The organism is Paenibacillus hunanensis, assembly GCF_014645615.1.
GTDB lineage: Bacteria > Bacillota > Bacilli > Paenibacillales > Paenibacillaceae > Saccharibacillus > Saccharibacillus hunanensis.
On sequence record NZ_BMMB01000006.1, the window covers coordinates 408,783 to 422,891 of the forward strand.

The 14,109-nt window shown below is 49.4% G+C and carries 8 protein-coding genes and 1 other annotated feature; all 8 genes read left to right on the forward strand.

Features of this window, described 5'->3' with window-relative positions; all coding sequences use genetic code 11:
• The first annotated feature begins 216 nt into the window (after nucleotides 1–216).
• Nucleotides 217–497 (forward strand) — a binding site (T-box leader).
• A gap of 132 nt (nucleotides 498–629) precedes the next feature.
• A complete protein-coding gene (gene ileS / locus IEX62_RS15310; protein WP_188776403.1) occupies nucleotides 630–3,725 on the forward strand; it encodes an isoleucine--tRNA ligase in 3,096 nt (1,031 codons plus the stop codon).
• Nucleotides 3,726–4,220: 495 nt separating this feature from the next.
• On the forward strand, nucleotides 4,221–4,682 hold the full coding sequence (lspA, locus tag IEX62_RS15315; protein ID WP_188776404.1) for a signal peptidase II: 462 nt from the start codon (nucleotides 4,221–4,223) through the stop codon (nucleotides 4,680–4,682).
• An 89-nt stretch (nucleotides 4,683–4,771) separates the two neighbouring features.
• On the forward strand, nucleotides 4,772–5,743 hold the full coding sequence (locus IEX62_RS15320) for an RluA family pseudouridine synthase (protein WP_188776455.1): 972 nt from the start codon (nucleotides 4,772–4,774) through the stop codon (nucleotides 5,741–5,743).
• Nucleotides 5,744–6,543: 800 nt separating this feature from the next.
• Nucleotides 6,544–7,107, forward strand: coding sequence for a bifunctional pyr operon transcriptional regulator/uracil phosphoribosyltransferase PyrR (gene pyrR / locus IEX62_RS15325; protein WP_373289147.1), 564 nt, complete (start codon nucleotides 6,544–6,546; stop codon nucleotides 7,105–7,107).
• Nucleotides 7,104–8,015 (forward strand): aspartate carbamoyltransferase catalytic subunit, encoded by a 912-nt coding sequence (locus tag IEX62_RS15330; RefSeq protein ID WP_188776406.1) that lies wholly within the window; start codon nucleotides 7,104–7,106, stop codon nucleotides 8,013–8,015. The genes pyrR and IEX62_RS15330 overlap by 4 nt, the downstream gene beginning before the upstream one ends.
• 126 nt (nucleotides 8,016–8,141) lie before the next feature.
• Nucleotides 8,142–9,467: a dihydroorotase gene (pyrC, locus tag IEX62_RS15335; protein ID WP_188776407.1), complete on the forward strand. Its 1,326-nt coding sequence runs from the start codon at nucleotides 8,142–8,144 to the stop codon at nucleotides 9,465–9,467.
• A 105-nt stretch (nucleotides 9,468–9,572) separates the two neighbouring features.
• Entirely contained in the window at nucleotides 9,573–10,703 is a 1,131-nt protein-coding gene (carA, locus tag IEX62_RS15340) for a glutamine-hydrolyzing carbamoyl-phosphate synthase small subunit (protein WP_188776408.1), read from the forward strand.
• A gap of 2 nt (nucleotides 10,704–10,705) precedes the next feature.
• A complete protein-coding gene (gene carB / locus IEX62_RS15345) occupies nucleotides 10,706–14,002 on the forward strand; it encodes a carbamoyl-phosphate synthase large subunit (protein WP_188776409.1) in 3,297 nt (1,098 codons plus the stop codon).
• Nucleotides 14,003–14,109: the final 107 nt, after the last annotated feature.

The following is a 14,109-nucleotide window of genomic DNA, read 5'->3' on the forward strand; positions in this document are numbered from 1 at the left end:
CAGGATCACCTCGTTCCACGGTAGCTGATCCGGTGATGCTATGTTGGAGCTGAGGGATGAATGGTAGCGAAGCTATTTATACAGCCCTATGGCAAATGGTTGACATTTTGCAGAGGAAGCGATATAAATATTTTATGACCATGACGTTTTCTTGGAAGGCGTCACTTCGAAATGACTCGGTAACAGGAGCTTGCTTCTGCACCGTAGTATAGTTGCATACATTCTGTGATGGGGCCAGTACAGGCTATGATCGTTTGTAGAGAGTTGGCGGTTGGTGCAAGCCAATAAACGATGAGCTATGGAAAATCTCCCCGGAGAAGCGCGGCTGAACCTATTCAGTAAGCCAAGCCGGATTGCCTGCCGTTATCAGGGCGCCGCATGAATCGTGCGGGCATAAGTGTCATTATGATCGGAAGAATACGTCTGTGTAGCAGAACGGAATTCTTAACCTATTGTGATGAAACAAGGGTGGTAACGCGAGCAACCTCGTCCCTTTCCAGGGACGGGGTTTTTTTGACGTTTTGGCTAGTGATCAGACAGCTGACGCATAAGGGTAATCGGATGGCGAAAGCGATCCTGCTGCACGGACAGATTCATCATGGTTCGAATTGGAGAAAGGATGGGGAAACATGCAAAGAGTAGATGTGAAAGAGAAAGCACGTGCACGCGATTTGCGCATGCTGAACAAATGGAAAGAGGAGCGTACATTCCAGCGCTCCATCGAGAGCCGTGAAGGTAAACCGAACTTTGTCTTTTATGAAGGCCCGCCAACAGCGAACGGAAAGCCGCATATCGGTCACGTACTGGGTCGTGTAATCAAAGACTTTATCGGTCGTTATAACACGATGAAGGGCTATCGCGTTGTACGTAAAGCAGGCTGGGATACACACGGTCTGCCTGTCGAGCTCGGCGTACAGAAAAAGCTCGGTATCTCGCACAAATGGGAGATCGAGGATTACGGCGTTGAGAAATTCATCAACGAATGTAAAGCGAGCGTATTTGAATATGAACAGCAGTGGCGCGATCTGACAGAAGCAATCGGCTACTGGACAGATATGGATCATCCATACATCACACTGAACAATGGCTATATCGAGAGTGTATGGAATATCCTCGCAACGATCCACGATAAAGGACTCATGTATCGCGGTCACCGCGTAAGCCCATACTGTCCTTCCTGCCAGACGACACTAAGCTCGCACGAAGTCGCACAGGGTTATAAAGACGTCAAAGACCTGAGTGCGACTGCAAAGTTCAAGCTGCATAGCAGTGGCGAATTCGTACTGGCATGGACGACTACACCTTGGACATTGCCATCTCACGTTGCGCTGGCAGTGAATCCAGATATGGAATATGCACGTGTACGCCAAAACGGTGAAGTGTACATCGTTGCGAAAAACCTCGTTGAAAAAGTAATGGAGCCAATCAAAGCCGAGTATGAAGTGCTCAGCACACTGCCAGGTTCCGAGCTGGTAGGTCAAACTTATGATGCTCCATTCAACTATATCCAGGCAGAGAAAACTAATGTCGTGCTGGGTGCAAGCTTTGTTACCGATGCAAGTGGTACAGGTATCGTTCACATGGCACCTGCACACGGTGAAGATGACTATCGTGTATGCCGTGAGAATGGCATCAGCTTCGTCAATCTGGTTGATCTGGAAGGTAAATTCGTACCGCAGGTGACGGATTTTGCTGGACGTTTTGTCAAGGACTGCGATGTAGACATTATCAAGTACCTATCGGAGCATGGCACACTGTTCAGCAAAGAGCGTTATGAGCACAGCTATCCATTCTGCTGGCGCTGTGATACACCGCTGCTTTACTATGCAATGGACAGCTGGTTTATCCAGACTACAGCCATTAAGGATCAGCTGATCGCCAACAACAACGATGTTACCTGGTATCCAGGTCATGTTCGTGAAGGACGCTTCGGTAAGTTCCTTGAGGATCTGGTCGACTGGAATATCAGCCGTGATCGTTACTGGGGTACACCGCTTAACGTATGGGTATGTGAAGAGACAGGCGAGCAATTCGCACCGCATAGCATTGCCGAGCTGCGTGAGCGTGCAATCGGTGACGTACCAGAGGATCTGGAGCTGCACAAGCCTTATGTAGATGATGTGAAAGTACGTAGCTCCTGCGGACAGTACGAAATGAAACGTACACCAGAGGTGATCGACGTCTGGTTCGATAGTGGCTCGATGCCTTTCGCCCAGCAACACTATCCATTTGAAAATGAAGATGTGTTCAAGCAGCAATACCCTGCTGATATGATCTGTGAGGGGATTGACCAGACGCGTGGCTGGTTCTACAGTTTGCTTGCGGTATCTACATTGCTGACAGGACAGGCGCCGTATAAAGCAGTTATGGCAACCGGACACGTACTCGACGAAAACGGTCAAAAAATGTCCAAGTCCAAAGGAAATGTTATCGATCCGTGGGAAGTCATCGAAGAATATGGCACCGATGCATTCCGCTGGGCGCTCCTGTCTGATAGTGCGCCGTGGAACAGCAAGCGTTTCTCCAAAGGGATCGTTGGTGAAGCGAAGTCCAAGCTTGTGGATACACTCGTGAACACACACGCGTTCCTGACGCTGTATGCGACGATCGATGGCTTTGACCCGGCGGAGCATCCATTCCAGCCGTCTGAGCATAAGCTGGATCGCTGGATCGTTTCTCGTCTGAACAGCTTGATCATTGTGGTCGAAAAGGCGCTGGCGGTAAATGATTATCTGAACTCATCCAAAGCAATCGAAGCATTTGTCGATGAGCTGAGTAACTGGTATATCCGTCGTTCCCGTGACCGCTTCTGGGGTGCAGGCTTGACGGAAGACAAGCTGGATGCGTATCGTACGCTGACCGAGGTGCTGCTTACTACAGCGAAGCTGCTGGCACCATTTACACCAATGCTGGCGGAGGATATCTATCTGAACCTGAGCAATGGTGAGAGCGTGCATATGGATGATTATCCAGTTGCCAATGAAGCATTGATCGATGCGGAGCTGGAGCGCGACATGGAGACAGCTCGTCGTATCGTTGAGCTGGCGCGTAACGTACGTAATGAAACGGGAATCAAAAACCGTCAGCCGCTGTCCGAGCTGATTGTATCGCTTGACAAAGACTTTGATCTGGCAAGCTATGAAGAGATCATCAAGGACGAGATCAATGTGAAGGGCATCCGTACGGAGCATGATGATGCGGGCTTTGTTGATTTTAGCTTCAAGCTGAACCTGAAAGTAGCGGGTAAAAAGTACGGCAAAAATGTCGGCTTCCTGCAAAACTTCTTCAAAGAGATGACAGCGGAAGAGACACGTCATGTTGTACAAGCAGGCGTGCTGAACGTAACTTCGCCAGAAGGTGAAGAGCTGCATGTCACAAGCGAAGAGCTACTGGTCGAGAAAAAGGCGAAATCGGGCTTTGCATCCGCATCCGGTTACGGTCTGACTGTAGCGCTGAATACCGATATCACACCAGAGCTGGAGCAAGAGGGCTGGGTGCGTGAGGTTGTCCGTATGGTACAGGATTATCGTAAAAAGCTGGATCTGCCAATCGAGAAATACGTTCATCTGACGCTGAATGTGAGCGATGAGCTGCGCGCAGCGATCGAGGCATTTGATAGCGTTCTGCGTGAAAATGTACTCGTGACCGATGTGACCTTCGGCGAAGTAGAAGGTATGGAGCAGGTGGAGCTGGTCGGTCAAAAAGCGGGTATTCACGTTTCTTGATTGAATTGTAGTAAGTGATATGGAAAGTGATAGAGTGCAGAGATTCAAAATGAAATGATTTAGAGTGAAGTAAAGCAAGCTAAAGTATGCAGTGGCCAGTTATTTCTAATGTAATCCATTGGATAATGTAGTCTATTGGATGATTTAGAACTAAATTAGCCGGCTGCTGCTGAGCCTGTCGTTGTCCTTTTATCCATCAAGTCGTATGGATGCTGGATGACGGCAGGTTTTTTTGTATAATACATGGTGAGCATAATGGATAGTTAGAGGATATCTTATAGCAAATACGATACTATTCATACTTAAAGGATGTATCTCTGCCTGTGAAATTTCACTAGAGACGATGAGTTCATCCTTAACATGCTTCGTTCAATAGACGCACTCTGCCCCCTATGCTACAATAAGAAAAGCTGTGTTTACGATGCAATCGGACAGAATGTAGTGCGCTCCGCTGCCGCCAGCACAGGGATTGAACAAACAGGGTGGAGGATGAACGTGATCTATTATGTAATTGCGCTCGTGGCTATTATTATCGACCAGATCAGTAAATATTTCGTGGCAACACGGATGGAGCTGAGAGAGCAAATTCCGGTGATTGGCGACTTTTTTATGATTACATCGCATCGGAATCAGGGAGCAGCTTTTGGTATTTTGCAAAATCAGCGCTGGTTTTTCATTGTTATTACGATTGCAGTCGTTGTTGCGCTCGTATGGTACATTCAAAAGGTAAAATCTCGGCCGGATAAGCTGCTGCCTGTTGCATTATCGCTTGTGCTGGGTGGAGCGATCGGTAACTTTATAGATCGTGCACGTATGGGAGAGGTCGTTGATTTCTTTCAGTTTAATTTTGGCAGCTACACCTTCCCGATCTTCAACGTTGCAGATTCATGCATCGTGGTCGGGGTGGCATTAATCATTCTGGACGCGATCATCGATATGCGTCGCGAGAAGAAGTAGTATGCCCGCAGGAAAGAGGAGAAGAACAATTGAGTAATCATGAAAAAGAACAAGAACGTACATCACACGTAGAGGAACAGGAAAACCAGCTGCTGGATTCGGCACTGGTAGATGAGCTGTCCGATGAAGATGATGCGGAGCTAGAGACACTGGAATGGACAGTGGATGCAGAGGATGCAAAGGCACGTATTGATAAATACATTACGGATCGTATGCCAGAAGGCATTTCCCGTTCGCAGATTCAAGGCTGGATTGCGGATCAGCATGTGCTGGTAAATGGACAACCAGTAAAGGCGAATCGCAAGCTTGCTGAGGGTGAGCAAGTGCTCGTACGTGTTCCAGGACCTGCCGCTACAGAGCTGCAACCGGAAAATATTCCACTGGATATCGTTTATGAGGATTCCGACTTGATCGTGATCAACAAGCCAAGTGGGATGGTCGTGCATCCAGCGGCTGGTCATTATTCCGGTACAATGGTCAACGCACTGATGTACCATTGCACCGATCTGTCAGGCATTAATGGCGAGCTGCGTCCAGGTATCGTTCACCGTATCGATAAGGATACGAGCGGTCTACTGATGGCAGCCAAAAACGATAAAGCTCATGCATCGCTGTCTGCCCAGCTGAAGGATCACTCGGTTACACGTAAATATATCGCGCTGGTGCACGGTAATGTTGAGCACGATCACGGTACCATTGATGCGCCGATCGGACGTGCATCGCAAAACCGTAAAATGTTTACCGTAACAGAGAAAAACGGCAAGCATGCAGTTACTCATTTTGCTGTAAACGAACGCTTTGGCGATTTTACTGTAGTCGAGCTACGTCTGGAAACTGGACGTACCCACCAGATTCGTGTGCATATGAAGTTTATCGATCATCCGCTTGTTGGTGATCCGATGTATGGACGTGTGCGTGCGAAGGCTTCATTTGTCAAAGGCCAGGCATTGCATGCAGCGGTGCTCGGATTTGTGCATCCGACAACAGGTGAGTATTTGGAATTCCATGCTCCGCTACCTGATGATATGGAGCAGGAATTGTTCGCCCTGCGTAATCGCTGATATTTGATCAATTTAATGTAGTCATAATGGAAGGACCGACGATCTCAAATGAGAGAAGTCGGTCTTTTTTTGCTGTGTATGATGTATATGAAGTCATACAATATTTTCTATACGGATGCGGTGCTTGCTTTATGTTCATATCTTTCTTGATGTTACTCTATATACCTTCAGTTCATTTTTATAGTTATGTATGACGCCTAGGTAACTAATCTGACTAGCTAGAGTATGGAAGCAAATTCCTATGTATCGAAGGCGCACATAACGAAGGGAAGGAGATAAGGGAAAGGACGACTTTTGAGCACAGGAATCTACATTTGCTTCCACTTCGTAGATTCCTGTGCGAGACGGGAGTCCGTCCCTTATTCCTTCCCGAAGTGATTGATGCGATACCTCATCATTCAAGTTAGCTTATCCATCTTCATACAAGAACCCTATATCGTCCTCTACATTTACAAGGTTGACAACCCTGCCCGCTTCTGTCATAATTCAGTTCAGATGAATAAGCACCTTTAATTCAGTCCCGTGAGACTGGCAAGGTAACGTGAATGATGTTCACTGCAAGTACACCCTCCGCTGGAGTGGTGATGGTGCAGTGCGTCGAAGTATGACAGTCATAACCGCTGGTAGATGACTGCACACTCCTTGCCGTTCGGGGCAGGGAGTTTTTTTATGCCCTGTTTTCGAACGGTACCGCAATCACAGTACAGGAGCATGCAGCATAACCATACGACGGTATGCCTGTTAACCACGGGGCCTTAGGTGTAAGCAACATAAACCTGAGGAGGCTATAAATCATGACGATGGATATGCATGTGAACATTATCATGGATGAGACGGCAATTCGCCGGGCACTGACCCGTATTGCACACGAGATTTTGGAAAAGAATAAAGGGATCGAGGATTGCATCATCGTCGGTATTCGCACACGCGGTGTATATCTGGCACGACGAATTGCAGCACGCATTCAGGAGATCGAAGGTACACCGGTTCCTTACGGCGAGCTAGACATTACAGGCTACCGTGATGACCGTAGCGACGAGCCGAAGGCAGCACTGGGCGAGCAGGTTCGACTCACACCGGAAAATCTGAGTATCCGCGATAAGAAGATTATCCTGTGCGATGATGTACTTTACACGGGACGCACGATCCGCGCTGCAATGGATGCGCTGATGGACTGCGGACGTCCGAATCAGATTCAGCTGGCAGTGCTAGCGGATCGCGGACATCGCGAGCTGCCGATTCGACCAGATTATATCGGTAAGAACGTACCAACTTCCAAGCTGGAAGAGATCGAGGTTCGACTGAGTGAAGTAGATGGGAATGATCAGGTTAATATCCTGCAACGTCGGGAGGCCACGGTATGATTATGACAACAACTAATCTGAAACAACGCAGCTTGCTTGGACTGAAGGGAATGGATGCAACTGAGCTGACTTCGATTCTGGATCGCGCGGCTTACTGGGATGCGCACACAGAGAAGCAGGTGTCAGTACTGCAAGGCAAATTCGTAGCGAATATGTTTTTTGAAAATAGCACGCGCACTCGCTTCTCCTTCGAAATGGCTGAAAAGCGTCTCGGTGCAGAGGTACTGAACTTCACCGCTGCGGCATCAAGTGTAGAGAAGGGCGAGTCGATCTACGATACGGTACGTACACTGGAAAGCATGGGCATCGATGCGGGAATCATTCGCCTCAAGCCTGCAGGTGTACTGCAAGAGCTGGCAGAGAAAGTGAATGTTCCGCTCATCAACGCCGGAGACGGTAACAACGAGCACCCGACACAGGCACTGCTCGATCTGTACACGATGCGCCGCCACTTTGGGGAGGTACGTGGACTGAATGTAACGATTGTCGGCGATATCATGCACAGCCGCGTCGCTCGCTCGAACTTCTGGGCACTGCAAGCAATGGGCGCAAATGTAAGCTTCTGCGCACCGGACAATATGCGCGCAGGCGACATTCCGCAGATGCGCTATGTCTCGATGGAAGAAGCGCTGCAATCCGATGTGGTTATGATGCTGCGCGTACAGCTGGAGCGTCATGCGAGTGGAATGATCAAGTCTGCTGAAGACTACCGATTGCACTACGGATTGACCGAAGAACGGGCTGCTCGGATGAAGGAACATGCAATCATTATGCATCCGGCTCCCGTGAACCGTAACGTCGAAATTGACGATGCACTGGTCGAAAGCTCGAAATCGAAAATTTTTACACAAATGCAAAATGGCGTACCGATCCGCATGGCGGTCATCGAACGCGCACTGCGTAATTAAGCATATAGATACGAAACAATGAATAACCATTCAGGTATCCGTATCGTATGCAGTCATCATGCAACGCTGCGGATACCGAAAATTCATAACTGCGAGTATAGCGGTTAACACTTTCGGAGGTTAATAATGACACTTTTCATAAAGAACGCGAACGTACTGAACGGACAAGGCGAGCTTCAAATGAGCCATGTATGGGTTGAGGATGGCATCATTAAGGAGATTTATGCAGCAGAGACGACAGCAGATGAGATTTTGCGTCAGTATGGAAAGGGTCACGAGGTGACCGAGATTGATGGTGAAGGGAAGCTACTTGCTCCGGGCTTGATCGATATGCACGTGCATTTGCGTGAGCCGGGCTTTGAGCATAAGGAAACAATTGCAACCGGTACAGCGGCAGCAGCGAAGGGCGGCTACACAACGATCGCTTGCATGCCGAACACGAAGCCAGTAACCGACAAGGCAGAGGTTGTGAAGCTGATTCTGGACAAAGCAGAGGAAGCGAATGGTGTAAAGGTACTGCCTTATGCAGCGATCACCTACAATGAGCTAGGCCGCGAGCTGACGGACTTTGCAGAACTGAAAGCAGCTGGCGCAATCGGATTTACCGACGATGGAGTAGGCGTGCAAAATGCACAGATGATGAAGGATGCGATGAAGCTTGCTGCTTCGCTGGATATGCCAGTCATCGCACACTGTGAGGATGATTCACTCGTTGTGGGCGCTGCGGTAACGGATGGTGAATTCGCACGCAAGCATGGGCTAAAAGGCATTCCGAACGAGTCGGAAGCGATCCACGTTGGACGGGATATTTTACTGGCGGAAGCAACAGGCGTGCACTACCATGTATGCCATGTCAGCACAGAGCAATCGATTCGCCTCATCCGTATGGCAAAATCGATTGGAATCAACGTTACCGCTGAGGTATGTCCGCACCATTTGATCCTGTCGGATGAGGATATCCCGGGTATGGATGCGAACTGGAAAATGAACCCGCCACTGCGCTCGCCACGCGATGTAGAGGCATGTATCGCTGCACTGGAGGATGGCACGCTGGATATGGTCGTAACGGATCATGCGCCACATAGTGCAGAGGAAAAGGCAAAAGGTATGGAGCTGGCACCGTTTGGTATTACCGGCTTTGAGACAGCATTCCCACTGTTATATACGAAGTTTGTGAAAACAGGACGCTGGTCGCTCGAATTGCTTGTACAGCGCATGACAGCTGACCCGGCAAGAGTGTTCCGTCTGGATACAGGCAGACTGGAGCAGGGTGCTATCGCCGACCTCACCTTGATCGATTTGAATGAAGAACGCATAGTCGATCCGGATACATTTTTATCCAAGGGGAAGAATACACCATTTACAGGATGGAAGCTACAGGGCTGGCCCGTACTAACAATTGTAGACGGTCAAATCGTGTGGTCAGAAAAATCTACAACCACTAGTGCATAAATATACCAACTTGTGATATAATTATTCAGACCTTAATTACGAAGGACGTAGAAGCATCATCGTCCATCATTATAACTTTCAGGAAAGACAGAGGAGTGAAACGGAATGCAGGCAAAATTGTTATTGGAAGACGGAACATTATTCACAGGCCGCAGCTTCGGCGCGGAGGGTGAAACAACGGGAGAGGTTGTATTCAACACGGGGATTACCGGTTACCAGGAGGTACTGTCTGATCCATCGTACTGCGGACAGATCGTAACGATGACCTACCCGCTGATCGGCAACTACGGGATCAACCGTGATGACTTTGAATCGGTTCGTCCGTATATCAATGGATTCGTCGTCCGACGGCATGAGCCGGTTCCAAGTAACTGGCGCGCTCAATACTCTATCGATGAGCTGCTGCGCGAATACGGCATCATCGGTATTAGTGATATTGATACACGGATGCTGACACGCCGCATCCGCCACCAGGGTACGATGCGCGGGATTTTGACTACAGCAGCACTTGCTCCTGAGGAATTGATGGAGCGTCTGCAAGCATCCACACCTGTAATGAATCAAGTGAGCCACACCTCTACCAAGCATGTGTACAGCAGCCCGGGTGCGAAGGAACGCATCGTGCTGATCGACTACGGCGCGAAGAGCGGTATCGTACGCGAGCTAACGCAGCGCGGCTGTGACGTAGTGGTTGTTCCACAGGATACAACGGCTGAACAGATTCGTCGTCTGCATCCAGATGGCATTCAGCTGTCTAACGGCCCTGGGGACCCGAAAGATGTGATGCATGCAGCTAACGTAATCGGCGAGCTGCTGGGTGAATATCCAATCTTCGGCATCTGCCTCGGACACCAGCTGTTCGCACTGGCATGTGGCGCAGATACAGAGAAGCTCAAGTTCGGTCATCGCGGTGGGAACCATCCGGTTAAAGACCTGAGCACAGGCCGCTGCTACATCACTTCTCAGAACCATGGCTATACGGTAAAAGAAGAATCGATCCAGGGTACAGAACTGGAAGTTACTCATATTAATAACAACGATAAAACGATCGAAGGCCTGAAGCACAGCAAATATCCGGCGTTCTCGGTACAGTATCACCCGGAAGCAGCACCAGGCCCATTTGATAACAGCTACCTGTTCGATCAATTCCTCACGATGATTCGTGAGCATAAGCAAAGCCAGCCTCAAACAACACGTCAGGCTGAAATGTTCGCCGCTGTGAAAGGAGCACGTTAATTATGCCTATCAATAAAGACCTCAAAAAAATCCTCGTTATCGGCTCAGGTCCGATCGTTATCGGTCAGGCTGCTGAGTTCGACTACGCTGGCACCCAGGCGTGTCAGGCGCTGAAAGAAGAAGGCGTTGAGGTAGTGCTGATCAACAGCAACCCGGCAACGATTATGACGGATACGAATATGGCAGATAAGGTGTATATTGAGCCCATTACACTGGAGTTCGTCACCCAGATCATCCGTCAGGAGCGTCCGGACGGACTGCTGCCAACACTGGGCGGACAAACGGGTCTGAACATGGCGGTTGAGCTGGCACGTGCTGGCGTACTGGAATCCGAAAATGTAAAACTGCTCGGTACACAGCTGAACTCGATCGAGAAAGCGGAAGACCGTGACCTGTTCCGTGAGCTGATGAGAGAGCTGGAGCAACCGGTACCAGAGAGCGTTATCGTTACTACGCTTGAAGAATCACTGGAATTTGCTAATGAGATTGGCTATCCGATTATCGTGCGTCCAGCGTACACACTTGGTGGTACAGGCGGCGGTATTTGTGCAAATGAAGAAGAACTGCGCGAGACGGTAGCAGCAGGTATCCGCTACAGTCCAATCGGACAATGTCTGGTGGAGAAAAGCATCGCGGGTATGAAGGAAGTTGAGTACGAGGTTATGCGTGATGCGAATGACAACTGTATCGTCGTATGTAATATGGAAAACTTCGATCCGGTTGGCGTACACACAGGCGACAGTATCGTCGTGGCTCCGAGCCAGACACTGTCCGATCGTGAGTATCAAATGCTGCGCTCCGCATCACTCAAAATCATTCGCGCTCTGAATATCGAAGGTGGCTGTAACGTACAATTCGCTCTGGACCCACAGAGCTACCAATACTATGTGATCGAGGTCAACCCACGTGTCAGTCGCTCCTCGGCACTTGCATCCAAAGCAACCGGTTATCCGATTGCGAAGATGGCAGCGAAGATTGCAATGGGCTACACACTGGACGAGATCGTGAACCCGGTTACCGGACAGACCTACGCTTGCTTCGAGCCAACACTCGATTACATTGTAGCCAAAATTCCACGCTGGCCGTTTGACAAATTCACCAGCGCAAACCGTAAACTCGGTACGCAGATGAAAGCAACCGGTGAGGTTATGGCAATCGGACGTACATTTGAAGAAGCGATTCATAAGGCAGTGCGCTCGCTGGAGATCGGTGTACATCGCCTGTACTTGAAAGAAGCGGTGGAGCTGACGGATGAGAAGCTGACCGAGCGTCTGATCAAAGCGGACGATGAGCGTCTGTTCCTGGTAGCAGAAGCATTCCGTCGCGGCTACACCCTGGAGCACATCCATGAGCTGAGCAATATCGACTGGTGGTTCCTGGATAAAATCGAGCGTATTGTCGCTTACGAATCGGTTATCGCCTTTGAAGAGAAGCTGTCTGACGAAACGCTGTACACAGCGAAGCGTCTGGGCTTCACAGATCGTGCTATCGCTGAGCTGCGTCAGCCGAATGATCCAAACGGCACATTCAGCAATGAGCAGTCCATCCGTACGTACCGTAAAGAGCTTGGACTTGTACCGGTATACAAAATGGTCGATACCTGTGCAGCTGAGTTTGAGGCGACAACGCCTTATTACTACTCCACTTATGAGACTGAAAATGAAGTCACGCAAAGTGCAAAACAAAAAATCGTCGTGCTTGGCTCCGGTCCAATCCGTATCGGTCAGGGGATCGAGTTTGACTACTCTACTGTACACGCGGTATGGGCAATTCAAGAAGCAGGCTACGAAGCAGTTATTATCAATAACAATCCAGAAACGGTATCGACGGACTTTAACACATCGGATCGTCTGTACTTTGAACCATTGTTCTTCGAGGATGTTATGAACGTGATCGAGCAGGAGCAACCAATCGGCGTTATCGTACAGTTTGGTGGACAAACAGCGATCAACCTGGCGGCTCCACTCCAAAAAGCAGGCGTGAATATCATCGGTACAAGCCTCGACAGCATTGACGAAGCAGAGAATCGTAAAAAATTCGAAGCGCTGCTGTCCCGTCTGAATATTGCTCAGCCACAGGGTAGCACTGTTCAATCGGTAGACGAAGCCGTCGAAACCGCGCAAAAGCTCGGCTATCCGGTGCTCGTACGTCCATCCTACGTACTTGGTGGACGCGCGATGGAGATCGTATACTCTGACGAAGAATTGCTGCGCTACATGGCAGAAGCGGTAAAAATCAATCCAGAGCATCCGGTTCTGATTGACCGCTATATGCTAGGTAAAGAGGTTGAGGTCGATGCGATCTGTGACGGCGACACGGTTGTCGTACCAGGGATTATGGAGCATATCGAGCGCGCAGGCGTTCACTCCGGTGACTCGATCGCAGTCTATCCGCCACAGCATCTGTCCGCAGAGCTCAAGGAGAAGATCGTTAACATCACGATCAAAATTGCCAAGGAACTGAAAACAATCGGTCTGGTCAACATCCAGTTCGTTATTTTCCAAAATGAAGTGTATGTGATCGAGGTGAACCCACGTTCCTCCCGTACCGTACCGTTCCTGAGCAAAGTAACGAATATCCCGATGGCGAATATCGCGACACAGGCGATTCTCGGACGCAAGCTGGCTGATCTAGGCTACACCGAGGGTCTGTGGCCAGAAAGCGATTATGTATCGGTTAAAGTTCCGGTATTTTCCTTCGCTAAGCTGCGCCGCGTAGAGCCAACACTCGGCCCGGAAATGAAATCGACCGGTGAAGTTATGGGTCGTGACCTGCTATACGCAAAAGCATTATACAAAGGTCTGATCGGTGCAGGTATGAAAATTCCATCCACAGGTGCACTGATCGCAACCGTAGCAGATAAAGACAAAGAAGACGCGGTACGCCTGCTCAAAGGCTTCTACCGTCTCGGTTACAAAATCATCGCTACTGGCGGAACAGCCGAAGCACTGAAAGCAGCGAACATTCCAGTGACGGTTGTGAACAAGCTATCCGAAGGTACACCGAATATTCTTGATCTGATTCGCAGTGGACAGGCGAACTTCGTTGTTAACACATTGACGAAGGGCAAAACACCGGAGCGTGACGGCTTCCGTATCCGTCGTGAAGCGGTAGAGAACGGCGTCGTATGTATGACATCGCTCGATACAGTAGAAGCGCTGCTGACCATGCTCGATACGATCAACTTCTCATCCTACTCTATGCCCGTGTTGAGTAAAGAAAAGCAAGCTGATCCAGAAAGCAAAGTCGTACAAGCAGCTGTAGGTCAATTGCAGGATCAAGAAACGATTCTGAGCTAAATGTAGATAGAACCACCTATGCGGCGGACCATACACGTGTCCGCCGTCATTTGTGTGCGCATTTATGATCTGGTTTTAGTTTTGACAGATGCAAAGTGCTGTGGTGA